We start from the raw sequence: 24498 nt of genomic DNA, 5'->3' as shown, positions 1-24498 counted from the left end.
TGTTACACAAAAAGAAGAAGTTATTATGGTCTTACCTTTTAAAATGATAAAAATTAAAGATCATGGTTCCAAATCTTTGTTTCATTTTTTTCTAGATGATCTAGCATAGCTAATCGAGCTTCTACTGCATCTCTTTTCTTTAAGGCATTAAGAATGCGCTCATGTTCTTGATGAGTATCTTCTAAATACGATTTCGATAGCCTCTTGGATTGATTCTTACTTACTCTTAAAGCTTCCAAAAATTTTGGAGAAATCATATCAAATATGGTTTGATAGATAGAGTTTCCAGAGGAAATAATAATTAAAGAGTGAAAGCGATAATCTTCTTCTATTCCAATTCCTCCATTATGGTTGACTTCAATCAGTTCTAAATGGGCATTTTCAATTGCTTCTAGTTGCTCTCTAGTAGCTCTTTGGGCTGCTAACGCGGTTGCCTCTATCTCTATCCCTCTGCGGAATTCTAAAATTTCTTTTAGAGTTTGTTCTTCCATCATAAGCTTCTGGGTGAATGGTTCAATAACCTTACTACCATTTATCTCCTTCAATATACTGCCAACCCCAGAACGCTTTTCAATAATTCCTTTCGCCACTAGGACACTAAGTGCCTCTCTAATAGCTGTTTTGCTTACCTGGAATATTTCTACAAATTCATTTTCAGTAGGAAGCTTATCACCGGGTTTAATATTTTCTTCTTGGATATATTGAATAATCTCAGAGATAATTTCTTCATATAAGTTTCTTTTCTTAATATTTCTAAGCACCAATCTTGTCACCTCTTTTTAACATCTATAAGTTAGTATGTTTTTTACATCACTCTAGAGTATCATTTATACCTAATAGTTATTATACTATATAATTATATAGAGTTTATGTAAGAGTCACAAAGGAATTATTATATGTAAAGACTCATGTCCAGGTGAAGTTTTTGGACTCCATATAGAAGCGTTATTTAAATACATTACATAACATCCGTTGTATAATAATCCCGTTAATTAAACACATAAAAAACGAATTGTAATTAATCTAGTCAGAAATTAACGATTAATTTTCTTCCAATAGCTAGTTATTAATTGTTTAGGAGGTTAAATACGTGAAAAGCAGTAGAAATTATAAAGTTCAACAACCACCAAAGATGTATCAACAAGTTATAACTCAACTTGTTGAATATATTGAATCAGAGCAGTTACCCGAGGGTTCAAAAATCCATACTGAAAGAGATTTAAGTGAGTTATTAGGGGTCAGTCGACCTTCCATTAGAGAAGGGATTCGAGGTCTAAAACTTTTAGGATACCTTGATTCAAGACAAGGAGAGGGAACTTTTGTGTCTAAGCCACCTCCATTTTTGATTCCTTCTGAATTATCAAAACAACGGTTAGACCGCATATCTCTTCAAAATTACTATGAGGTATTCATTATGTGCTCCAAACAAATTGTGACACTATCCTTCTCCCTTGATTTATCAAACAAGGAATTAAATGAAAGCACTTCAATTATTAAACATACAGACGATTTTTGGTCAGATTTTCGAAATTGGATAGAACACATTGCTATCAATTTGAAAAACCCATTTTTCCTTTCCTTATGGAAAAATAATTATGACGTATTAGAAGAAAATGACTATTTTTCGACCCTTAAGTTGAACTTACAATTTAATGTGTTTTTAGACTACTATATAGAAAGAAATGGGCCAAAATTAAACGAATTATTGCAGGAATTATCTGAATTGGATAGTATAAACTCTTAAATCTTATACTAAAAACGGTGGTTCTGGTGCGAAAACCATTTGATAGAGACATAGAACCTACATAGTCTGTTCCATTCCAGATTATGATGAAATTCCAAACAACTTATGTATGAATTCAACTTCATTTTGGGCAGACTTCACCTGTCGGTGAAGTTGTCCTTTTTTCACCATATGAATCACTTCAATGCCACTCAATATAGAAGTAGCCGTTTCATATGACTTAAATCCCAACATAGAACGCACACGTTTCTTAATGAAACGGTGATCTTGTTCCACGATATTATTGAGATATCGAACTTGCCTTATTTGTATGCCTTCAGGCATATGTTTCTCTTCTTTTAACTCTTGAATCGCCACAGGATAGGCTGGGTTTTTGTCCACTGTTATAACACACGGTTTACAAATATGAGAAGCAGCCAAGGCTTTCTTGAAAAAGCGCTTGGCTGCTTGTTTGTCTCTTGATTTACTTAGATAAAAATCAATGGTATTCCCTTCTGAATCGACCGCACGATATAAATACATCCATTGCCCTTTTACCTTGATATACGTTTCATCAACTCTCCAGGAGTCATTTGTTATCTTAAGGTGATGTCGTACTCTTTCATCTAATTCAGGTCCATATTGATGAACCCAACGCATAATTGTCGTGTGAGCGATAGATAAGTCTCGCTCCTCCATCATTTCCACCAAATCACGAAAACTTAGGTTGTACCGTAGGTACCATCTCACCGTTAGTAAAATAATATCAGGCTGATAATGCTTCCATTTGAACAAACCTTCTTTTTCCATACCGATCACACACCCTTTTTAGACTGATAGTATCAGTATGTCCAAGATTTAGAGATTCATTGCAATTATCTTGAAGTTTTTGCACCAGAACCGACGACAAAGTCCAAACATAACCCTTTCTTGAATTCTCTTCGCAAAAAAGGATTTTACAACAATTTCTTCTATATCTTTATTCATTTAATTCCCTCCTTCATATTCCTTTATTATACAAATTTTTCATTCATGACTGAAATTACACCAATCCTTTGATAAAATGTAACGATAAGGAAGGAGAAAGAAATAAATGGACACTAATCAACTACCTACAAGAAGTGAAAGACATAAAACTAAAGAGAACTCATCTCATCTTAGTGTTGCTGCGTTTGTATTAGGTACATGTTGGATACTCTTTACCCTGACTCCTGAATCATGGAGGTCATCAGGTGCTTACATGATTATTGGCATAATTGCTTTTTATCTATCAAGTAAATTAGATAAATTTAAATGCTCCCGAACAGTAAAATGGACGCTTGCTCTTTTAGTTTATGTCATTGGATTCATCTTATACGTTCTATAAAGGCAACAAGTAATATACATATAGGGTTTCTTCATTAAAACGGGAAATTATACCATTCGTGAAAGTATACTTTTAAGAACCGTTTAAATTCGCCAAAAAGGAGTTTAGCTTAATTAGAGCAAACCCCTTTTGACGAGCCCCTTCCATGTTTAAATCTATATTTCTCTTTTCAGTAGTTTTTTCCTAATATTTTCTTCATTCTTCTCATATTTACCGTAAAAAAACATAGGAATAACTGCTAAAGTAAAAAGAATTGCTGGCATCCAAACAAAACTAAGTTCAATACCAAACAGTGCTTGAGGTGTTTGAGTACTATTTGGTACATAATTAAAAACACTCATAACTTGTGATGGTAAAAAGGCCCCAATTCCACTCCCTGCCTTAACACAGAAAGCGCTGCCAATTGTAGTTAACAGTCCACTTGCTCTTATACCACTTTTCCAATGGCCAAAATCTACAGCATCTGATAGCATAACAAAAGGCATTGCTGCAGCAACCCCTGTTCCTACAGAACCTATTGCATAAAAGATAATAACTGCAGTAGTATTCATTCCAACAAAAAATATCATCGCATTAGAGATTGCAGACGTTAATAATGCTCCAATCAAAACATACCTTTTATTTGTCAATTTAACCATAAGAGGAATAAGTATCATTCCTATAATTGCAATAGAAGAGAAGGATCCAGCAATAGGAACTAAATTCTTTGCATTAATATTGTATTGAAAGTAGTATATTAACCCTGAACTTCTCACTGTAGTTCCAATCCAATATAATAAATTTGTTAGAACAATTAGAATCCAAGGCCAATTTTGTTTTGTAGCTTTTACACTTTCCTTTAATGGAATAGATTTAACTTCGCTAGTACTAATTTCACGAACATTTGCAAATGCAATTAAGAATGAGATAATTGCTACAATACCTAAAAAAGCTAATGTCAATGAGAATCCCTTTTGATCATCGCCTTTCCCTAGGATTGCAACAAGTGGAAGTACTACACTATTTGCTAAAAGTAATCCGATATTCCCTCCAACCATACGGTACGAATTTAATACAACACGCTCTTTAGGATCTTTTGATAAATTAGGTAAAATTGAAGTCATTGGTGAACTAATTCCCGTATACAATACTCCAGCAAAAATATAGGTAACAGCTGCATATCCGACTTTCCATGTACCCGATAAATCTGGGGTTGTAAAGGTTAACCATGAAAACAAAGCAAATGGAACACACAACCATAAAAAATATGGCCGACTTTGTCCCCATCTTGTACGTGTCCTATCAATTAAGAGTCCCCATATAGGGGCATCAATTCCATCAACAAAACGTGTAATCAGTAATAATGTACCAGCAACTCCTACACTAAGACCAAATACATCTGTGTAAAAGTAAAGCAAATAAGTACTAATAGTAACAAATACTAAATTACCTCCAAAGTCAGTTAAAGAGTAACTGAGTTTTTGATACAATGGAATTTTATTTCCTTGTATTTGCTCTTCTTCACTTATGATAATATCCTCGCGTGCCTGCTCTCCTGCCATTATGTTATCCTCCTATATAAAATAGTGAGTTTAATATTTTTAACACTAACATAGCATGGAGTTAAATTGATTTTCTGCCAGCTTAAACATCCTATTATATCAGCTTCAATGGCTTCATACTTCAATTTATATTCCTTAATCTATTCCAAATAAACATCCAATCTATAATGTGATTTACTGTTTTCTCTCTGATTAATAAGATTCTCTAAAACTTCTACACATGTGTTTGCGATCTCAGAGTATGGCTGTTTAACAGTTGGAAGTGTTGGATAGATTACGTCAGCTATTAGTGTTCCATCGTAACCTACAATCTTTAAATCATCCGGTATAGATTTTCCCCTACTTAAAGCAGTCCTCATAATTGTTGCGGCAACTAAGTCTACTGCAAATATGCCATCAATATCAGGATAAATATCTAGAATTTCATTTGAAATTTTTATATAATCATTAAAGTTAAACTGATTCCACTCCAATTCATAATTAATACATTCTACATTATGCTCTTTCATTATTTTTTCAAATGTGTAATGCCGTTCGTTAGATGGTGTTTTAACTTCAGAATAACCAATTACTTGTAATACCTTTCGACAATCATATTGTAATAAGTGATTTGCTACTAACTCCCCACCTTTTATATGATTTGCAGAAACTACTGGGATAGTTTTAGTCAAGTATTTGTCTAACGCGACAATAGGTAGATTAATATTGTTATATACATCAATGTCTAAAGAATGACTACCTATTATAATGCCATCTACTTTATTCTCTTGTAGCATTCTTAAGCTTTCCAACTCTTTGTCACTAGAATCAGTTGTATTATATAAAAGCATTTTATAATTTTTTTCATGTAAAGCCTCATCTATTTCTTTGACCATTTTAGAGAAAAATGGATGACTCACGTCCGGTACAATAACACCTACAATATTTGTTTTTTGTTTAAATAAATTTCTTGCAATCTGATTAGGTATATAATTTAATTCATCAATAGCTTTATTGACAGCGTCGATTGTTTTTTGAGATAAATACCCACGTTTATTTAGAACACGTGATACTGTATTAACAGATACACCTGCTTTTTTTGCAACATCTTTAATACTTGCCAAAGAAATTTACCACCTTTCCTTATTCTTGTTATTATTTAATATGAAATCTTAATATTAACATGTCAAGAATAATAATAGCAGTAAAGTTCTTATCTAGATCTAATATTTAATTGATCTATAGTGACTTTTCCTTCGCTTTCTATTGAAACTTTGAAACAAAAACTACCACAAAAACATGGTTGAATATATTATTTATGCTCCTGACGTTGGAGTGGCTCTGAATGCATTTATAGTCTTGTCCATAACCACCTGTGCATCACTTCCCGAATCAAGAATCGTATTCTGAAGCGATTCTTTTTCTACCAATACTGTTGTTACGGTAAGCAACTCTGATGCTTCTGTAGTCAACAAAGCGTCTACTTGTGCAGAGAAACAAGAATCACTTATCTTGGCATGAACCTTTGTGGCAACAATATGATTATTAGAAATATAATTTCCATTACCCGAAACAATACGTATGATTACAGGGATTGCACCTACCGGCTTGATGTTCTGTGTATTAATTACTTCAGAAAAGTGATTAGCAATTACAGAATTATTATTGCCACTGATATAGAGGAGACCATACAAATCATCTAAACCATTGTCTATTCCTAGAAAAGGAGTCCAAGGTTCATGGTCACGTAAAAAGTGATTTGAAGAAACCAAGTTTTCCGAACAATTTTCCCTGAATACCACCATTCCTGGATAAAATGAATGAAGTCTATTATTTGTGATGCTGGAACGTGTCACACCATCAAAATAGATACTGCTCGCACCTCGTGGAAAAACATTATTAGCTGTAATCAAAAGTCCACCAAAATTTTGAGCATAAATTGAATATCCTTTAAAACCGGCTCCTATCAAGTTATCAGTTATTTTTGAAGCCTGTCCCCAACCTCGTAGTTCTATACAGTTACCACATTCAGCTATGAAATTATCATGTATAGTCAGTGCATCTGCATGATAAATGGTAATTCCATGCTCTAAATACACAAACCCCATGCCTGTAATCCGAAATGAGTCACAAGCACTTGCGACATAAATACCCGTTTTCCCGTTAGTGTATGTGTTTTCCGGATTTGTTTCACCTGAACCATCTTCAATAAAATGCAAACCATCAATACAGAAGTCAGAAAACTCTACCGAACTTATTCGGGGATTTCCACTTCGTTCAACATAAAATGCAGCTCCTTTATATTCCTCGGCATTTACTTCTAGGGGAATATCTACAAGTATGCGACTTCCTCCCGGCCACAATTCATGCAAATCCTCCCATTCATTCTCAGAAGTATTAAAGCGAATACTCGAAGATGTAAACCCGTGTCCAGAACCCATAATTTTAAGATAACTGATGTCTATAACTACTTGACTGCTAAGATGATAATCTCCTGGTGGAATATAGATAACCGCACCCGGCTTTCCGCCTTTATTCACATTAGTGTCCGTTTGCCTACTTTTAATATCTGCTATAATGCTATTGATTACCTCACCAATATCCTCATACGGATTACCGACAGGCCACTCTGTTACGTCGTAATAATTTTTACTAGGCATAAATAAATTCTCCTATCAATTTAGTGTGTTTGTTCATAGGACTTTATGAACTCACTCAATTCTTATTATCTTTCAGTTAAGATGGAAAGCGCTTTCTACTTGTCGACAACATTAGTATATCACGCTTAAAAATTATTTCAACCGGTTAACATAAATTATTTCAACCGGTTAACATAAATTAATGGATTTTTATTTTTATCACTTAAAAATACGGGATTTCCCACATATTTTATAGAGATGAATTGTAATATTAAGTGCAACATGTAAGAATTTAAATATAAAAAAGAAAGCAGGCTTAAGTCTGTTTTCTTTGGTTCTTATAAAATGTTTTATGTTAACTACAATATATATGATATGCATCTTTAAATAGTCTTTTAAAGGAAACTATCTATACTAAATGTATGTTTTTATGTTAAAATTTGTATGTGGAATGTAAAAACACAATTCGGTTGGTAGTCCGAATGCATTAATATGTATTAATGTCAGTGACCTTCCCCTCCTCGGGATGTCCATCATTTCATAGTATGTTTAGAGGAGGGAATCGTTATGTCACTAACGATTTACCATGATGGCCAGTTTTGGATAGGAATTATCGAAGTTGTAGAAGAAGGTAAATTAAGAGCAATTCGTTATGTATTTGGAGCAGAACCTAAAGATACAGAGATACTGGACTTTATTTATTACAAACTACTAAATATTATTAATCAATCGGTTCATTCAGGTCTTGATGTAAAAGGGAAATCTAATAAAAAGATCAATCCTAAACGTTTACAGCGCCAAGTAGCAAAACAAATAAATAAAGTTGGTGTCTCCACTAAAGCTCAAGAAGCTATGAAGCAAGAATATGAAGAAAAGAAAAAAAGCAAAAAAAAGAGAGCTAAACAATATCGTGAAGAACTGAAGGAACAAAAATACCTAATGAAAAAACAAAAAGCAAAGGCCAAGCACAAAGGTAAATAGAGGACGAATAAAGAGCCTTATCATTCAGGGCTCTTTATTTGTTGTTTCCTGGAAGCGACATTATGTTAACTAAAGATATATATGATATATACCGTTTCCTTAATCCATTTTCTGATAAAATAGTAATTAATAGTGATTTAATTAGAAAGAGGCTGATTAATGTGTCGGTAAATGTTATTTTTAATCCATTTTTTGCTTTAATAATCTTTGTTATAGGGGTATGGATGGGAAGTACAATTGACCAATTGTTTGGATTAATAGCGATTTTGGGAGGTTTATTGCTAGGGTTCTCTAACTTATTCAAAAACGGTATAACAATTAATAAAAAGTCAAAGGTTTTACTTCTTGCCTCTTTTGTTTTCCTATTAAGTTTATTCTCATTAACTTATTTAGTTACATCAGTATTTATCTTTAATTTCTAAAAAACACTTAAAGTAAATAAGCAGTTATAAGGATCTTCTAACGAAAGATCCTTTTTTAGTGCCAATAAGCGTATTATGTAAATTTAATTTGAGAATGATGTAACATATATATTGAATAATGTAATATATATGTTACACTTGATGCAGGAAGGAATTGGTTTATATTGAAAAACAATGTAAAAATATTTCGTGTACGGGCTGATTTAACTCAGCATCAATTAGCTGAAAAAGTTGGTGTTACTCGTCAAACCATTAGTTTAATTGAAAAAGGAAAATATAATCCTACATTAAAACTTTGCTTAGAAATATGTTATGCAGTCAATAAAACCTTGGATGAGATTTTTTGGGTTGATCAGGAGGAGATTTAAATGAAAGTAATAACAGACGAAAGACTTGTTATCAAAAACTTAAAAAATATTCGTTTTGCGTTTGCATTTCAAACTTTAGCACTTGTGGGGATTTTGATATACCACGGTATTACGAAAGGATTCAATAATATTACCAATAATCCTATATGGCTAGTTTTGATACTTACCAGTGTTATATTAGGGTATTTGAACTTAAGTATTTCTGTTGACTCCTATGAAAATGAGAAACGAATTAGAAAAATGCCCTATTACTTATTAGTATTATGTTGTTTAGCTGCCGGAGTTATTTTTGGCTTACTAACAAAGATAACATCTAATAGTAGCTTGGCTGATAGTATAATAATTGGTTCAGTTATATTTTTATGTTTTTTAGGAACTTTTTCATTTGGTTATTTCTTAATAAAAAAACGTTCTAAAGATGATGAAGAATAAGTCATAAATACTTCCTGTGATCCATTTTATGTAAAAATAGGGTGTTTATATATATTAATTATACCGTTTAAAGAGATTCATTCACTAAAAACCATTTTTGTATATAATTGGATAAAGGGAGGTTTTTCATGACTTATAATAAGAATAAATTAAAACTAGTAGGGGCTACTTTATTTGGAGCTGGAATTGGAGCCATCTTAGGAATACTAGCTTATACAAACAATTGGCTAGGATAAGTAATTTATTAGATGACAAAAAAGCCGTTTTCTCTAACGGCTTTTTTTGTGTCATATTTTTATTTTCTCGGAAACTAGTTGTTGAAAAATAAGATTTTTTCCCAATGTAAACTAAGCGTTGTCATATGTATACCAAGGGTTTATAGCTTTATGCGGATTAAGAAAATACACTGAATATGAAGGAGGAAGCTAAGATGAGACTTGGTGAACAAATACGAAAGATACGTAAAAACGAAAATCTTTCACAAGAGCAGTTAGGACAAAAAATGAATGTTACCAGACAAGCTATTTACAAATGGGAAAGTGGAAAAGGATACCCAGACATTCAAAATTTAATTATGCTAAGTGAATTATTTGAAATTAGTCTCGACGAGTTAATAAAAGGAGACAGTTCTTTTCAAGGTAAAATTAAAGTGAAAGGGGGTACAGGTATGTTCTCTAATCGTAGTCTTTTATCAGCATTAAACTATTTTAGCTTGTTTTTTGCCCCAGTTTTTTTTCCACTCGTCACACTGATATTTGGATATAAGGAAATGAAGCAACACGGAAAAAGAGCATTTATATCTCACTTAATTCCGACTGTAACGCTCATTATTATAGCAATTACCTATTACCTGTCTGCAAAAGTAGAAGGGGTAAATACACCTAATCCCATATTAGTTAGTGGATGTACGATTTTAATCTCCCTGATCACAATGGGCGTTATCATATGGAACATTAAGGAAGGCGTGAAGCAACTAAGGGCATAAATATTGAATAATGACTAGATTAATTAATTCTATATTATTGTCGAAAATAGGTTTTATGTTAACTAGAAAGAAAGAAAAAGAAGCAAGCAAGTTGCCTGTTTGCTTCTTTTTCTTTTCAACATAATTCAGCGTAAATAATAGCATACCTAGCATGAGAAGGACTAGAATTAGAACAAATGAGCTCAAACTAAAATATTTCATTAGTCCTTTCTCATGTTTTTCAAAAGCTATTACTCCACATGAAAAGCCAGTCAGATAAATTGTGACTCCTAAATGTAATCCTCATAAAATTCATCATGTTCGCTAGGGATACGACCTTGTTTTCCTGTAACATAATAAATTAAGTAGCCCAGAATATTTAAAAAAATAAACATAAAGAGCCAACCAATTCGTAACCTTTTTTGATGGTAGGCATTAATAATTGCCCAAATAGTAAACAGGGTCCAGTAAACAGTCAATCCCACAAACAAGACGACGGCTTCTAATCGACTAAAGCTTCTATTATCTATTGAAACGAACCATTCTTCATCCCCATTCCCAAATGTGTGAAAGTCTGCTCCTAACCATTTTGGAGCCCAAATGGTCCTTTGATATTGAAAATCTGGCTGCACTGACTTCCAGTGATATTCAACATAATTTTCGCCAGCACGGCTTATTATATTTTTGGATTTATAAACAGTAACCCTAGAAACATAGTTTGTTTCTTCTACTAAAGCTTCTATTTTCCTTTTTATGTCTGTCGTTATCACATCTTTATCCTTTAATTGATATGATATCAGTGCACGTGTGTCAGATATTCCTTCGGCTGTTGATTCTTCCACTTTCCAAAGAAAATAAAAGATAGACATCGTGACAATTAAACATACTACTGCTATGTACAGGACGCGCTTTGCAAATACTTTCTGTATGTCAAATAATTGTCCAATGACGGCACGTATTTCTTTTTCTTCCCCAAACCGTTTGATTGCCTTTGTAATGGCCTGTTGTTCTGTTTTGCCTTGCGCTTTTAATTCATGGACTGCTTCCAATAGATGATTGGTCATTTCTGCTTTTAGCTCATTGATTTCTTGTTGATCTCCTTCTACATTCAGGTACATAGAATCCACAAATTTTTCTATTCTCTTCACTTAGTGCCTCCCCATAAAAAAGAATCCATCATTTTCTTCACAAATTGCCATTCTAAACGCTTTGCTTCAAAGTTTTGGTTACCTAATGCTGTGACTTTATAATATTTTCTTCTTCCACCAGGGCCTTGTTCATCTCCCCAGTAAGAAGAAATCCAATTATTTTTTTCTAATCTCTTTAAAGATAAATAAAGGGTACCTTCTTTTAATTCAAATTGATCTTCACTTTTCTCACGAACAATCTTCGCCAATTCATAGCCATACATATCCCGTTGATGTAATAGGGATAAGATTAGCGTATCAATATGACCCTTCAAAATTTCTCTACTAATTTCCAATTTATCCACCTCTTATGAAATTATAAAAAATAATACCTTTTATTACAAGGTATTATCAAAATTATATTGTTTCAAATATAGAATCAACTCATTCTTTCTTGGAACATGTAGTAAAAAAGTAATTACTCAGAAAGTAATTACTTTTCTTTTTTATAGAAAAATGTGAAATAATTGTATACTTTTTCGCTGCTCATACGTTATAAGACAGGAAGGAGGAAAACATATTTGAAAAATCGGTTATCAAACGACCAACTAAAAATTGTCATGGATCAACTTTACCTATATTTAATCAAACAAGGCGCAAACCCAGAAACAGCTAAAGATATTGTTCAGGAAGCAGTTTGTAAACTACTTGTTCATCTTGAATCGATTGATACCGATAAATATAAATCATGGCTTTTTAAAGTAGCTATAAACTTATATTATGATTACTGTCGAAAGAACAAAAAATCTCAATACGTGGTAGTAGAAGATTACCTTATTACCAATGAGCGATTAATTGAAGAGATGATGATTGCCAAAGAAAATCAGCTTCTAGTAAGAAGAATACTTCAAAAAGTATCTCCCACCTTTAAGCAACTACTTCTTTTAAAGTATGAGTTAGACTGGTCTTATAAACAAATTGCGGAATATGTAGATATGAAACCTGAAGCTGTCAAAACGTATTTAGCTCGTGCTAGGAAAACGTTTAAAGAAATGTATAGGAGAGAATGTAATGAAAAAAACGAATGATGAGTTAGATTCCATTTTTGATGAAAAGTCTTTACATAGAACACTGAAAAAAGCAAAATATATAGCATTTTCAAGAACAGTTTTGATATCAGCACTCGTAGTCTGTTTTGTTATTACTGTACTAATAAAAGGAAACAATTATTTTATAAATACACAAGGAAATAAACTCACTGGACAGTTAATTAAGGAAAACCATGTGAGGATGTCTCCAAATACATTTACTAACACCGATACCATCTCAACAGGAATTTTAAAGGGGACGATTAAGAGTGAAGTATTTAAAGTGATTGAAGATAAAGTGATACCTTGGGGTACAGAAGAAATAACGTATGATTTACTTGGAAACTTTAATGCATCCTTCTCAACACACAGTACGATTGTTAATGACACTACAATGTATCATATTCCTAATGGACAACGTGAGATGTTATTTTACGTACCAAAATATAAATATAAGTTGTATGCGAATGACTTTGATATAATTAAAGATTATCCAAATGACAAATACATGGAGATGGCCATATCTTTCAATAAAAATTACACATTGAAAGAAGTACAAAAGATGTTGCCTAAATCTGCTCATCAAACGTGGTATTGGATAGATAACTACGCAAAGTCTACCGATTACAGAGGAAATCCAGAAAGTGGGCAATGGTTATTAGGTATCTCTAAACCGTCACCACAGCTAGGAGCAAAACTAACGACTACTAAAATTAAAACAGAAGCAGACTTTTTGAATGAGCTCGAAAAAACAGATCCAGGAGAAGTGAAAAATCTAAAAAAAAGACAGGGAAATGGATTGATTATAGGCGTAGTTGTTACAGGAACAAAAGAAGAGATTCTTCCCTTACGTAATAAACCCTATGTTAAAGCAGCTAGTTTAGGAGCAGTAGTCGATAAATATTGAATTTTAGGAACTTGTAACGAGGAAAAGCTTATGGGATTAAACTTCCATAAGCTTCTCTTTCGTTTCCGATAACGGTGATTATGTTAACTAAGAATGTATACCATATACAAAATAAAAACAGAAAAACCTACCCAGGTGGGGACTGACCCCCTATAGTGAGACAAATAAAAATACCTTTAAGTTTCCTAGTGGAATCTATATATATCTTTCAAATGGATGGAATCTTTGTACTAGAACCCCATAGGTTATGCAATAAAGCATAATCTATGCAATTCTAGATAAAATCATAAACAAGAATAACAAGTAAATTAGGTGCAGCCTTATTGTATATATATTGATTGAAGCTTGGCATAAAATTTGCATTACCTTTACTGAAAGCAAAAAATTTATAATAATGTAAATTGTGAGTTTTATTGATATATCTTTATCAAGTCGTTTACAAACATATTTTTTTGTAGATAGGTCTTATTGGATTGTGTTTTTTATTAGGAGGAATGATAAGTGAAACAGGTAGAGTTAAAACGTTCATTAAAATTGTCATCTATTGTATTATTAGGGATAGGTTATATGGGTCCGATGGCTGTATTTGATACCTTTGGAATCGTTTCAGCTCAAACAAGGGGGCATGTTCCGACTGCTTATGTTTTTGCCCTAATAGCTATGCTCTTCACAGCGATAAGTTACGGTAAAATGGTCAAGGTTTATCCTGTAGCAGGGTCAGCTTATACATATACCCAAAAAACCATAAATTCAAATCTTGGTTTTCTTGTTGGATGGTCATCCTTGTTGGACTATTTGTTTTTGCCTATGATCACTGCTGTTTTAACAAAAATATACCTCTCGGCACTTTTTCCTAGTATCCCATCTTGGTTGTTTGTTGTAGGTTTTATAGGGGTAGTTACGGTTATTAACTTGTTTAGTGTTAATGTTACAGCTAACTTTAATAACCTCCTAGTCATCTTTCAAATATTAGTTATCATTATTTTTGTGATTTTGGTTATTACGGGTTTAGCTCATGGGGAAGGAACAGGTAGAATTCTTTCTATTCAACCCTTTTTTCAGGCAGACATGCAGCTATCAAGCCTAATATCAGGGGCAACGATTCTTTGTTTTTCATTCCTAGGGTTTGATGCAGTAACGACGCTGGCTGAAGAAACAGCCAATCCAACAGTCACTATTCCACGCGCGATATTTCTAACAGCTTTTGTGGGAGGAGTATTATTTGTGGGAGCTTCCTATTTTACACAGTCCTTCTTTCCAGATATATCACGTTTTAGTGACCCTGAAGCTACCTCTCCTGAAATCGCTTTATATGTAGGGGGTAAATTATTTCAAGCTTTCTTTTTAGCAGGTACTGTAATCGGAACCTTGGCTTCAGGGCTATCCTCACATGCGAGTGTATCCAGATTGTTGTATGTAATGGGGCGTGATAATGTACTGCCAAAAAGGTTTTTTGGCTATATACATCCTCGGTGGAACACACCCTTTCTGAATGTTCTATTTGTAGGGGCTATTTCCTTATCAGCGATGTTCTTTGACCTGTTGACAGCAACTTCTCTGATTAGTTTTGGCGCTTTAATTGCTTTTACTTTTGTGAATGTATGTGTAGTTGTACATTATGTGATAAGAAAGAAGCAACATAAAACAATTCAAGGTTTTGTGAACTATCTTTTATTACCGATTATAGGAGCTGGAGGAGTGATTGTCCTCTGGGTTAATCTAAGTATTGATTCCTTGATATTTGGTCTTGTGTGGGCAGGAATAGGTCTAGTTTATCTGACTTACTTAACGAAATTATTTACTAGTAAACCTCCTCAATTTCAGTTTGAAGAGGTAAAAGAATTGTAAAGCAGCATTGAAAAATCTAAGGGATAAAAGCTATATAAATAATTTTCAGTTGATTTTTTAGAATATTCGGTATATAATGACAAAAATATTATAAATTCATTGAAGAAGAGAGTAATTTTGATTAAATCTTAAAGCGAGTTAGGGATGGTGAAAGCCTAATAGATTTATTATTATGAACCGCACTTCTGAGAAGCAGCCTGAAATGATTTAAAAGTAGGGTATGCCGGGGAAGACCCGTTACTACCTTGTGAAGAAGGTTCAATTTGAACAATAAGAGTGGTACCGCGGGTAAATCTCGTCTCTGATAAGAGACGGGATTTTTTTGTTTTTTTAAAATAAAAGAGACTAGGTGATGACATGGAATTTGATAAAATATATGCTGAAGAAATAAGCAAAATATTAGAGAATAAACTGACAGTTAAAAGTATTATGAAGTTAATTGAAAAGCCTAAGCATAGTACCCAAGGAGATATTGCCTTTCCTTGTTTCACATTAGCTAAACTACTTAAGAAACCACCTCATGCTATCGCCATAAATTTGGCTGAACAATTAAAGCATCCCTTGTTTGCTAAGATTGTAGCTCAAGGACCTTATGTAAATGGATTCTTTAATAAGGAGATCGTTGGCAAAGAGGTTATAAACAATATCTTACAACAGAAAAGTCACTATGGAACACCTAAAGTAAAAAAGGAAGGGACTATTACTATTGATTTCTCCTCCCCAAATATAGCTAAACCATTTTCCATGGGCCATTTACGATCAACAGTTATAGGAAACTCATTAGCCAACATAGCTGAAAAATGTGGTTACAAGACTGTACGTATAAATCACTTAGGAGATTGGGGAACACAATTTGGGAAGTTAATTGTTGCCTATACATTATGGGGAAACGAAAGCGATATAAAGAAAAATCCAATTCATGAGTTATTAAGCTTGTACGTAAAATTTCATGAAGAAGCTGAGGTGAAACCGGAGCTAGAGAATCAAGCAAGAAAGTGGTTCAAAAAACTAGAAGACAGCAACAAAGAAGCAATAATGCTTTGGCAATGGTTTAGAGAAGAATCACTTAAAGAATTTTCCCGTATTTATCAGCTTTTGGGTGTTCATTTCGACTCATATCAAGGAGAAGCTTTTTACAATAATAAAATGGATAAAACAATTGAGCTATTAAATAATCATGACCTGTTGTCTAACTCAGAAGGAGCTCAGGTAGTGAATCTAGAAAATGATTCTTTACCTCCATGTCTAATTAAAAAGTCAGATGGCGCTACATTGTATGCAACAAGAGATCTAACAGCAGCATTATATAGACAAGAGACCTATCAATTTAAGAAAGCTTTATATGTAGTAGGGCACGAGCAAAGTCTTCATTTTAAACAAGTATTCTTAGTCTTAGAGAAAATGGGGTACGACTGGGCAAAAGAATTAGTTCATGTTCCTTTTGGCTTTATTTTAAAAGAAGGTAAAAAGATGTCTACCCGTAAAGGTAAGGTAGTTCTTTTAGAAAAAGTTATTGAAGAAGCAATAGTCTTAGCTAAACAAAATATTGCTGTTAAAAACCCAACGTTACCGAATCAGGATGAGGTTGCCCAACAAGTAGCTGTAGGTTCTATTATCTTTCAAGATTTAAAAAATGAGCGACTCAATAATATTGAATTTTCAATTGAAGAGATGTTAAAAGTGGAAGGAGAAACAGGACCGTATATTCAATACACATATGCTCGTGCTTGCTCCATTTTAAGAAAAGTAGGTGAACCTTCACATTTCGTATTCAGTGAAGGAGCAAATGAATACAATTGGTTGTTAATAAAACAACTCATGGTATTTCCTAAGATTATTGAGAGAAGTTTTGAGAAGTATGAGCCATCCCATATTGCTAAGTACTTAATTGATGTAGCACAAGAGTTTAATAAATATTATAGTCAAGTCAAAATCCTTATGGAAGACAAGCAGAAGGAAAGTCGCCTTGCTCTGGTAGAAAGTACGACGATTGTTTTGGAAGAGGGGTTAAGACTACTAGGAATTCAGACACCAAAAGAAATGTAATAGATAAGCATTTTTTAAATAAATATGTTTATAAAATCTTTACTACCGAGGGAGTTGGATTGTGGTTTAATAACGATTATAAAGAGAATATCCCATCGGTACTTTGAAATTGCAAGAAGACAAACATATAGTTTAAAATTGCTATTTATAGGAGTGGTAAAGTTGGGCGTCTCTTCTTATAATAGCTAAATATGTGTAGAAGATATGATTTGCAGTCTTTTTAAAGAATTAGGCATAACATTCATATCTTTGCTTACTATTTATTTTTTTTATAAATTAATCTACAAAAAATAAGTAAACTCTAGTATTAAGGGTTTACTTATTTTTGTACCGATAACGTACATTATGGTGCGACAAGAAGTCGCTTTCTTATACAGTGTAGCTAACGCTACTCATCTAGACGCGAAGATGATCTCCATCCGAAACGGCATTCTTGGTAACGAGTCTGTCGGTTGCATGAGGAAATACGGAAACAGAGGACAAATGCATGATTCAGAATACTGCTAGGAGAAGATAGACATGGTAAACGAAAGTGAAGGTTTGTAAGCTTCGTCAGCGTTAGCTTAAGATAATGCACAAGTTTCGCTTAGGTTTTTGTAAGAGGAAAAGTAGATTCATAAAGCTGCTGTGACGCGTCCCGTATCTTGCCCGGAGTAAAGAACCCACCTAACCTCGTCGTATCTATAAGATGCGGAACTTGGTAAGCCCTTTGTCATCTGTGTAAACAGTAGGATGACTGCAAAGTCAAACGATGTGGCAGAGGGTAAAGGATACGAGAGAAAGCAAATGCCATTATCTCGAAAGAGAACAGGAAAGCAGGAAACTGTATAACTGAATGGATACTATCGTCCTTACGGACAAACCCATGATAGGCCCGAAAGGGAGCCTACTTCTCGTTGGTCTCTCGTAGGAACATAAGGTTGTGGCTATCTTCTGACGAAAGAAACGTACTGTTATGTATACCTCCATTTGGAGCGTCGGCGTACGTTTTACTTACCGATATGGTGTGTGATGAGGATACGACAGCAAATGGACCTGCAATGTAAGGCTTGAGCCGTATGAGTTGAAAGGATCATGTACGGTTCTTAGGGGCAGCGATGCCCCTCGCTTACCCGACTTAACAAGAAATGAATATCATATACAGCCTAAAATAGAAAAAACTACTGTCCCTCGCCAACAGTAGTTTTTTCTCATACAGACAATCAGAAAATCGTGTTACGAATACCAACGCCGGAGGGTATTCTAGTTATATTTTGTTCCAATTATCTAAGGGATATACTAATACATATAAATTTAAAAACAAATTTTATAATCGACTCTACTTAGATAGAAACCAACTTTTTCTTTCATCTAAGTATCATTAGTTGTTAAGTAAATATTAAAGTACTTCGTATATTATTAAAGCTTCACCATTTACTCTAAACGACGACAAATGACCATTTTTTCTACAACTTATTTGACTTCTAAATCACAGAATACCAACTATTTTTTACAGTTATCTCTTTTACTGCGACTCTCGTTTTTCTAAAAAAGGTATACTTTTATGGGCAAGATATTTAAATCTATTACAAGATGTTAAAGTATTTATATCGATATATTCTCCTTCCACCTGAATCTTAGGACAAACAAGTCATATCAAGGATGTTTAAAAAGCTGCATAAAGGAAAAACAAAGCACAATTGGGAACCCTTCTCCCAATAGGGATTCTCTTTTTGATGTGTTTCGGAAAGAGGTATTATGGTAACTAGCCATGATTCTTTAAAATTCGAACCATCCTCGGAGACGAGAAGCCTCTACTATTTTTCGAATTCCTTGTATATAGGCCGCAACTTTGAGGTTTGTTCCGAACTTATCGGCTGTATGGACAATGTTTAAAAAGCTTTCTGTCATTTTCTCTTTTAAACGTTCATCAACAAGCGCTGCTGGCCAGTAATAACCTTGATTGTTTTGACACCATTCAAAATATGAAACAATGACACCTCCAGAGTTAGCGAGAATATCTGGAACTACCATTATCCCTTTTTTATCTAATATTTGAATGGCTTCCTTAGAGGTAGGACCATTTGCAGCTTCAATAACAATTTGGCATTGAAGGCGCTCTGCATTTTCTCTTGTAATAACCCCACCGATTGCAGCAGGAATTAATATATCACATTCTTTCTCTAATAATTCTTGATTTGAAATTGTGTCATTATAAAGAGTAGTTACAACACCAAAAGAATCTCTATTTTCCATTAAATAAGGAATATCTAACCCGTGTGGATCGTATAATGCTCCCAATGCATCTGAAACCCCTACTACTTTTGCGCCTAATTCATGTAAATATTCAGCTAAATAACTCCCTACATTGCCAAATCCTTGGATAATAACACGCATACCTGTAATAGGAATATTTTTTATTTCGCTAACTAATTGAATTGTATATAATACCCCTTTAGAGGTTGCTGTCTCTCGTCCTTCTGATCCGCCAAGCACTAAAGGTTTACCTGTGATAAATCCTGGTGAATCAAACTCACGAATATGATCGTATTCATCAAGCATCCACGCCATAATTTGAGAATTCGTATACATATCCGGTGCAGGTATATCTTTCGTGGGCCCTACAATTTGACTGACGGCTCTTACATACCCTCTGCTTAACCTTTGCAGTTCCGATAAACTCATGTTTCTTGGCTCACATACAATGCCGCCTTTTGCTCCTCCATATGGAAGGTCAGTAATACCACATTTTAAGCTCATCCACCCTGCTAGTGCCTTAACTTCTTCGGGTGTAACATCTGGGTGAAATCTTATTCCACCTTTTGTTGGGCCAGTTGCATCGTTGTGTTGAGCACGATATCCTTGAAATATTTGAGTAGTACCATCATCCATTTTTACAGGAATACTTACCTCTAAAAACCTCATGGGCTTCTTCAAAAATTCAAATACTTCTTTTGGATAATTTAGATAACTAATAGCTTCTTTTAATGTTTCTTGAAATTCCTCTAAGGGATTATTTAATTCTACTGATTTCTCATGATGTGAAGTGTTCTCCATTTTTATAAGTTCTTTTTTCATATGGACCCCTCTTTTTCATTTAATAGTAGCTATTTATAATCTCAAATGACTGATTGTCATTCATTGCATAGATTGAGGATATGGCTCGTTTCATCAAATAGAGTAAAAATAAATGTATTTACCATCCACGCTCTTGCATTCTATGCTCAGGTAAAATAGTAGATATTTCAATGCCTTTCATTGCTGTTCCCAATCCTTTTGAAAGGGCAGAAATTAATTCATAATCTTCATAATGAGTCGTTGCTTCTACAATCGAACGTGCAAATTTCACAGGGTTTTCTGATTTAAAGATTCCAGAACCAACAAATACGCCGTCTGCACCTAGTTGCATCATAAGTGCGGCATCAGCAGGTGTTGCTATCCCGCCAGCAGCAAAGTTTACAACCGGTAAACGACCTTCACGTTTAATTTGCAGTAATTGCTCATAAGGTGCGCCTAATAGCTTGGCTTCTGTCATTAACTCATCTTCATCCATGCCCACAACCTTACGTACTTGAGCATTTACTTTTCGCATATGGCGCACTGCTTCAACGATATTTCCCGTCCCTGGTTCACCTTTTGTACGAAGCATTGCAGCTCCTTCAGCAATACGACGAGATGCTTCGCCAAGATCGCGACAACCGCACACAAATGGAACCGTAAATGTATTTTTATTTAAATGAAACTCCTCATCAGCTGGAGTCAACACTTCACTTTCGTCGATATAGTCTACACTCATCGCTTCTAGCACGCGTGCTTCAACGATATGGCCAATACGAGCTTTTGCCATAACCGGTATAGAAACGGCACTCATTACTTCCTCTACAATAGTAGGGTCAGCCATACGAGCCACGCCGCCAGTAGCCCGTATATCAGCAGGAACCCTTTCTAACGCCATAACCGCAACAGCGCCCGATTCTTCCGCAATTTTTGCTTGCTCTCCATTTATAACATCCATGATGACGCCGCCTTTTTGCATTTCAGCCATACCGCGTTTTACTCGATTTGTTCCCTTATTGTTCATTGTAAGTTTTCCCCTTCTATCTTTCATTGTTCAACTCGATTGATATATATTTCAACTCAAGGTATTCATCAATCCCATGATGGCCGCCCTCACGCCCTAAACCACTTTCTTTATAGCCCCCAAAAGGTGCTTGTGCTACTGAAGGTAACCCATCATTTAACCCAATAATTCCATATTCAAGTTCTTCGCTAATACGAAAAGCACGGCTAAGACTTTGAGTAAAAACATAAGCTGCTAACCCATAATTAGTGTTATTAGCTCGTTGAATCACTTCTTCCTCGGTTTTAAATGTGGTAATAGGAGCTAAGGGTCCAAATATTTCCTCTCTCACACATAACATCTGATCTTTTACATTCCTAATAATAGTAGGTGGGTAATAAAACCCATCACTTGATTCAGGCTTAGTGCCGACATAGACAGTTTCCCCACCGTGTAACAATGCATCGTCAACAAACGACTTTACTTTGTCTACGGCTGCCTGATCAATTAATGGTCCAATATCTGTTCCCTCTTCATATCCATTCCCTACCTTTAGTTTCTCTAATTCATTCTTAAAGATTTCAATAAACTCATTTTCAATAGATTCATGTACATATATTCTATTTGTACATATGCAAGTTTGGCCAGCATTCCGAAATTTAGAGTTAATTAATCCTTTTGCTGCTTTTGATAAGTTGGCATCCTCCATTACAATAAAAGGAGCATTTCCCCCTAATTCAAGGGAAACTCTTTTTACATTTTCAGCAGCACCTTTCATTAGTACTTTCCCCACCTCTGTAGATCCAGTAAAAGTTATTTTTCTAACGCGATGGTCATTTAACCACTCTTTACCAATTTCTTGTGAATTACCAGTTACAACATTTAACACTCCCTTTGGAATACCAGCTTTTTCAGCCAGCTCGGCTAATTTCAAAGCTGTTAATGGAGTTTCATTCGCTGGCTTTACAACTGCTGTGCAGCCTGCTGCAAGGGCTGGTGCGACTTTTCTTGTAATCATGGCTGCTGGAAAGTTCCATGGGGTGATGGCTGCAATAACCCCCACTGGTTCTTTACGGATGAGAATCCGTTTATTAGGATGCGAAGCTGGGATTGTCTCCCCATAGATTCGCTTTCCCTCTTCAGCGTACCAAGAAATAAAACTATTGGCATACGTAACTTCACCAATTGCTTCTTTTATCGGCTTTCCTTGTTCTTTAGTCATCATTTTTCCAATTTCTTCTTTAGACTCATCAATTAAATGAAACCACTTCATCAATACTCGACTACGCTCTTCAGCTGTCTTGTGTCTCCATTGCTTTAAAGCTTGATAAGCAGCATCTACAGCCTGTTTGGCCTCATAAAACCCTCCTTGAGGAATGAGCCCAACAACTTCATGTGTTGCTGGATTTACTACTTTCTTTAATTCTTTGCATTCACTACCTATCCAATTTCCGTCAATATACATGCTAAATAGCTGATTTTTTGCTTCTGTGCTACCAGTCTTCATTTTTATTTCTCCTCTCTTAGATATGTTGAACTGTTACTGCAGATTCTATTGATTCTTCTAAAATTACTAACCCTTCCTCAAGCTGTTCATCTGTTATTGTGAGGGGCATTAGAATACGAATCACATTTCCAAATATCCCTGCGCTTAATAAGAGTAGCCCCCTATTTGTTGCTTCCTGTACGATTTTCTGAGTCATTTCTTTATCTGGTTTTTTTGTATACTTATCTGTTACAATTTCTAGCGCACACATTGCCCCAAGACCTCGAACCCCGTCAACCTGCTCAAAACGATTAGATAAATATTCAAATTTATTCAACACCTCTTTTCCTAATATTTTTGCTCGATTATTTAGATTCTCTTTTTCGATAATGTCCAAGACTTCCAATGCTGCACGACAACCTAGTGGACTTCCTGAATAGGTTCCACCCAATTCGCCAGGTTCTGATACATCCATAATTTCTTTCCTACCAATAACCCCACTAATTGGCACTCCGGCTCCCATTGATTTTGAAATTGTAATAAGGTCAGGGGCAATATCAAAATGCTCAATAGCAAAATATTTTCCTGTTCTTGCAAAACCAGTTTGAATTTCATCGGCGACAAATACAATGCCATTTTCTTTACAAATTTCATGTACTCTTTGTACAAATGCTTTGTTAGGAATAATAAAGCCACCTTCCCCTTGTACTGGTTCCATAACAACGGCAGCCACCGTTTGGGGAGAAACCTCTGTTACTAAAAATTGTTCAAATTGTTCGATTATGAATTCACTATATTGTTGATCAGTCATTTCCTTGGGTCTGCGATATTCATATGGATAAGGAGCCTTATATACTTCAGGGGCAAAAGGACCGAATTCATACTTATATGGTTTAACCTTACTTGTCATTGTCATAGTCATTAATGTGCGACCATGAAATCCCCGTGTAAATGAAATAACTCCTTGTCTTTTTGTATATTTCCTAGCTATTTTCACTGCATTTTCTACTGCTTCCGCGCCACTGTTAAAAAAAGCTGCTTGCTTCGAAAAATTTCCGGGTGCCAGTTCTGTCAATTTTTCTGCTAATTCAATATAAGATTCATACATCATGACATTAAAACCCGTATGAATAAAATCTTCTAGCTGTTTTTGGAGAGCCTCTACCACCTGGGGATGGGAATGACCAACGTTTACTGTGCCAATCGCTCCGGCAAAGTCAATAAATTTATTCCCGTCCATATCTTCAACAAGTGCGCCATTTGCCCGTTTAACAAAGGCTGTACATCCATTGCTAATTCCTCTCGGAACTATTCTCTTTCTTCTTTCTAATAGATCTTGGGATTTTGGTCCTGGTATTACGGTATTTAACGTGATATGCTTTTGCATTTTATATGCTCCTTCTATATGAGTTAATAAAATTCGATTTTCCTTGTCTCATAATTTTCTCTATTATGTATTGATCTGGTTACTCCCCCTTTATTTATGAATAATGCAAGAACTATGCCAGGTAGAAGAAGGCGGGTTTCTTTTAATTTTTCATC

The 24498-nt window shown here is 34.5% G+C and carries 23 protein-coding genes and 1 other annotated feature; of the genes, 11 read left to right on the top strand and 12 right to left on the bottom strand.

The window, feature by feature from the left end:
• Positions 1-53: 53 nt before the first annotated feature.
• Entirely contained in the window at positions 54-761 is a 708-nt protein-coding gene (locus SB717_RS23450; protein WP_230185150.1) for a FadR/GntR family transcriptional regulator, read from the bottom strand.
• Positions 762-1090: 329 nt separating this feature from the next.
• Here SB717_RS23450 and SB717_RS23445 point away from each other — a divergent pair, with 329 nt between their 5' ends.
• On the top strand, positions 1091-1744 hold the full coding sequence (locus SB717_RS23445; RefSeq protein ID WP_410904881.1) for a FadR/GntR family transcriptional regulator: 654 nt from the start codon (positions 1091-1093) through the stop codon (positions 1742-1744).
• A gap of 81 nt (positions 1745-1825) precedes the next feature.
• Here SB717_RS23445 and SB717_RS23440 read toward each other — a convergent pair whose 3' ends face one another.
• Both SB717_RS23440 and SB717_RS23435 read right to left on the bottom strand, forming a co-directional pair.
• Entirely contained in the window at positions 1826-2533 is a 708-nt protein-coding gene (locus SB717_RS23440) for an IS6 family transposase (protein WP_410904880.1), read from the bottom strand.
• Positions 2534-2581: 48 nt separating this feature from the next.
• Positions 2582-2710, bottom strand: coding sequence for a hypothetical protein (locus SB717_RS23435; RefSeq protein ID WP_410904879.1), 129 nt, complete (start codon positions 2708-2710; stop codon positions 2582-2584).
• Between the two features lie 106 nt (positions 2711-2816).
• Between SB717_RS23435 and SB717_RS23430 the strand changes: the two genes are divergently transcribed.
• A complete protein-coding gene (locus SB717_RS23430) occupies positions 2817-3089 on the top strand; it encodes a hypothetical protein (RefSeq protein WP_410904878.1) in 273 nt (90 codons plus the stop codon).
• A 155-nt stretch (positions 3090-3244) separates the two neighbouring features.
• Here the strand turns inward: SB717_RS23430 and SB717_RS23425 are convergent, their stop codons facing one another.
• The 3 genes from SB717_RS23425 to SB717_RS23415 all read right to left on the bottom strand — a co-directional run bounded on the left by SB717_RS23425 (position 3245) and on the right by SB717_RS23415 (position 7269).
• The gene (locus SB717_RS23425; protein ID WP_410904877.1) at positions 3245-4630 is read right to left on the bottom strand and encodes a glycoside-pentoside-hexuronide (GPH):cation symporter; all 1386 of its coding nucleotides are present in this window, start codon (positions 4628-4630) and stop codon (positions 3245-3247) included.
• A 140-nt stretch (positions 4631-4770) separates the two neighbouring features.
• The gene (locus SB717_RS23420) at positions 4771-5733 is read right to left on the bottom strand and encodes a LacI family DNA-binding transcriptional regulator (protein WP_410904876.1); all 963 of its coding nucleotides are present in this window, start codon (positions 5731-5733) and stop codon (positions 4771-4773) included.
• 192 nt (positions 5734-5925) lie between these two features.
• Positions 5926-7269, bottom strand: a complete 1344-nt coding sequence (locus SB717_RS23415) for a NosD domain-containing protein (protein WP_410904875.1) — start codon at positions 7267-7269, stop codon at positions 5926-5928.
• Between the two features lie 546 nt (positions 7270-7815).
• Here SB717_RS23415 and SB717_RS23410 point away from each other — a divergent pair.
• From SB717_RS23410 to SB717_RS23390, 5 genes are all read left to right on the top strand, one after another.
• Positions 7816-8229, top strand: coding sequence for a YjdF family protein (locus SB717_RS23410; protein ID WP_410904874.1), 414 nt, complete (start codon positions 7816-7818; stop codon positions 8227-8229).
• A 62-nt stretch (positions 8230-8291) separates the two neighbouring features.
• Entirely contained in the window at positions 8292-8651 is a 360-nt protein-coding gene (locus SB717_RS23405) for a hypothetical protein (RefSeq protein ID WP_410904873.1), read from the top strand.
• A 164-nt stretch (positions 8652-8815) separates the two neighbouring features.
• Positions 8816-9019, top strand: coding sequence for a helix-turn-helix transcriptional regulator (locus SB717_RS23400; RefSeq protein WP_410904872.1), 204 nt, complete (start codon positions 8816-8818; stop codon positions 9017-9019).
• Complete coding sequence (locus SB717_RS23395; protein ID WP_410904871.1) at positions 9020-9451, top strand: branched-chain amino acid ABC transporter substrate-binding protein; 432 nt, start codon at positions 9020-9022, stop codon at positions 9449-9451.
• A 430-nt stretch (positions 9452-9881) separates the two neighbouring features.
• Positions 9882-10436, top strand: coding sequence for a helix-turn-helix domain-containing protein (locus SB717_RS23390; protein ID WP_410904870.1), 555 nt, complete (start codon positions 9882-9884; stop codon positions 10434-10436).
• Positions 10437-10705: 269 nt separating this feature from the next.
• On the opposite strand, the gene SB717_RS23385 is transcribed toward SB717_RS23390, so the two are convergent.
• Both SB717_RS23385 and SB717_RS23380 read right to left on the bottom strand, forming a co-directional pair.
• Entirely contained in the window at positions 10706-11563 is an 858-nt protein-coding gene (locus SB717_RS23385) for a permease prefix domain 1-containing protein (protein WP_410904869.1), read from the bottom strand.
• Positions 11560-11898, bottom strand: a complete 339-nt coding sequence (locus SB717_RS23380; RefSeq protein WP_410904868.1) for a PadR family transcriptional regulator — start codon at positions 11896-11898, stop codon at positions 11560-11562. The genes SB717_RS23385 and SB717_RS23380 overlap by 4 nt, the downstream gene beginning before the upstream one ends.
• 225 nt (positions 11899-12123) lie before the next feature.
• Here SB717_RS23380 and SB717_RS23375 point away from each other — a divergent pair, with 225 nt between their 5' ends.
• From SB717_RS23375 to argS, 4 genes are all read left to right on the top strand, one after another.
• Positions 12124-12630: an RNA polymerase sigma factor gene (locus SB717_RS23375; protein ID WP_410904867.1), complete on the top strand. Its 507-nt coding sequence runs from the start codon at positions 12124-12126 to the stop codon at positions 12628-12630.
• On the top strand, positions 12614-13537 hold the full coding sequence (locus SB717_RS23370) for an anti sigma factor C-terminal domain-containing protein (protein WP_410904866.1): 924 nt from the start codon (positions 12614-12616) through the stop codon (positions 13535-13537). Before SB717_RS23375 ends, SB717_RS23370 begins: the two co-directional genes overlap by 17 nt.
• 501 nt (positions 13538-14038) lie before the next feature.
• A complete protein-coding gene (locus SB717_RS23365; protein ID WP_410904865.1) occupies positions 14039-15385 on the top strand; it encodes an APC family permease in 1347 nt (448 codons plus the stop codon).
• A gap of 90 nt (positions 15386-15475) precedes the next feature.
• Positions 15476-15691, top strand: a binding site (T-box leader).
• A 51-nt stretch (positions 15692-15742) separates the two neighbouring features.
• Complete coding sequence (argS, locus tag SB717_RS23360; RefSeq protein ID WP_410904864.1) at positions 15743-17431, top strand: arginine--tRNA ligase; 1689 nt, start codon at positions 15743-15745, stop codon at positions 17429-17431.
• A gap of 1758 nt (positions 17432-19189) precedes the next feature.
• Here argS and SB717_RS23355 read toward each other — a convergent pair.
• The 4 genes from SB717_RS23355 to gabT all read right to left on the bottom strand — a co-directional run bounded on the left by SB717_RS23355 (position 19190) and on the right by gabT (position 24343).
• Positions 19190-20467 carry a Glu/Leu/Phe/Val family dehydrogenase gene (locus SB717_RS23355; RefSeq protein WP_410904906.1) on the bottom strand — a complete coding sequence of 426 codons (1278 nt, stop codon included), beginning with the start codon at positions 20465-20467 and terminating at the stop codon, positions 19190-19192.
• A 139-nt stretch (positions 20468-20606) separates the two neighbouring features.
• Positions 20607-21491 (bottom strand): pyridoxal 5'-phosphate synthase lyase subunit PdxS, encoded by an 885-nt coding sequence (pdxS, locus tag SB717_RS23350; RefSeq protein WP_410904863.1) that lies wholly within the window; start codon positions 21489-21491, stop codon positions 20607-20609.
• 16 nt (positions 21492-21507) lie between these two features.
• Complete coding sequence (locus tag SB717_RS23345; protein WP_410904862.1) at positions 21508-22977, bottom strand: NAD-dependent succinate-semialdehyde dehydrogenase; 1470 nt, start codon at positions 22975-22977, stop codon at positions 21508-21510.
• A gap of 16 nt (positions 22978-22993) precedes the next feature.
• Complete coding sequence (gene gabT / locus SB717_RS23340) at positions 22994-24343, bottom strand: 4-aminobutyrate--2-oxoglutarate transaminase (protein ID WP_410904861.1); 1350 nt, start codon at positions 24341-24343, stop codon at positions 22994-22996.
• Positions 24344-24498: the final 155 nt, after the last annotated feature.

The sequence above is a fragment of the Priestia sp. SIMBA_032 genome (assembly GCF_046535215.1).
In the GTDB taxonomy this organism is placed as follows: Bacteria; Bacillota; Bacilli; order Bacillales; family Bacillaceae_H; genus Priestia; species Priestia aryabhattai.
Note: the sequence above shows the minus strand (reverse complement) of the source record. Positions and strands in the feature narration are given on the sequence as shown.

Excerpts from the sequence above, each read along its gene's own strand:
- SB717_RS23435 (WP_410904879.1), bottom strand. The coding sequence starts at position 2,710 with ATGAATAAAGATATAGAAGAAATTGTTGTAAAATCCTTTTTTGCGAAG.
- argS (WP_410904864.1), top strand. The coding sequence starts at position 15,743 with ATGGAATTTGATAAAATATATGCTGAAGAAATAAGCAAAATATTAGAG.
- SB717_RS23415 (WP_410904875.1), bottom strand. The coding sequence starts at position 7,269 with ATGCCTAGTAAAAATTATTACGACGTAACAGAGTGGCCTGTCGGTAAT.
- SB717_RS23370 (WP_410904866.1), top strand. The coding sequence starts at position 12,614 with ATGAAAAAAACGAATGATGAGTTAGATTCCATTTTTGATGAAAAGTCT.
- SB717_RS23410 (WP_410904874.1), top strand. The coding sequence starts at position 7,816 with ATGTCACTAACGATTTACCATGATGGCCAGTTTTGGATAGGAATTATC.
- SB717_RS23355 (WP_410904906.1), bottom strand. The coding sequence starts at position 20,467 with ATGGAGAACACTTCACATCATGAGAAATCAGTAGAATTAAATAATCCC.
- pdxS (WP_410904863.1), bottom strand. The coding sequence starts at position 21,491 with ATGAACAATAAGGGAACAAATCGAGTAAAACGCGGTATGGCTGAAATG.
- SB717_RS23345 (WP_410904862.1), bottom strand. The coding sequence starts at position 22,977 with ATGAAGACTGGTAGCACAGAAGCAAAAAATCAGCTATTTAGCATGTAT.
- SB717_RS23430 (WP_410904878.1), top strand. The coding sequence starts at position 2,817 with ATGGACACTAATCAACTACCTACAAGAAGTGAAAGACATAAAACTAAA.
- SB717_RS23405 (WP_410904873.1), top strand. The coding sequence starts at position 8,292 with ATGTTAACTAAAGATATATATGATATATACCGTTTCCTTAATCCATTT.
- SB717_RS23395 (WP_410904871.1), top strand. The coding sequence starts at position 9,020 with ATGAAAGTAATAACAGACGAAAGACTTGTTATCAAAAACTTAAAAAAT.
- gabT (WP_410904861.1), bottom strand. The coding sequence starts at position 24,343 with ATGCAAAAGCATATCACGTTAAATACCGTAATACCAGGACCAAAATCC.
- SB717_RS23440 (WP_410904880.1), bottom strand. The coding sequence starts at position 2,533 with ATGGAAAAAGAAGGTTTGTTCAAATGGAAGCATTATCAGCCTGATATT.
- SB717_RS23425 (WP_410904877.1), bottom strand. The coding sequence starts at position 4,630 with ATGGCAGGAGAGCAGGCACGCGAGGATATTATCATAAGTGAAGAAGAG.
- SB717_RS23390 (WP_410904870.1), top strand. The coding sequence starts at position 9,882 with ATGAGACTTGGTGAACAAATACGAAAGATACGTAAAAACGAAAATCTT.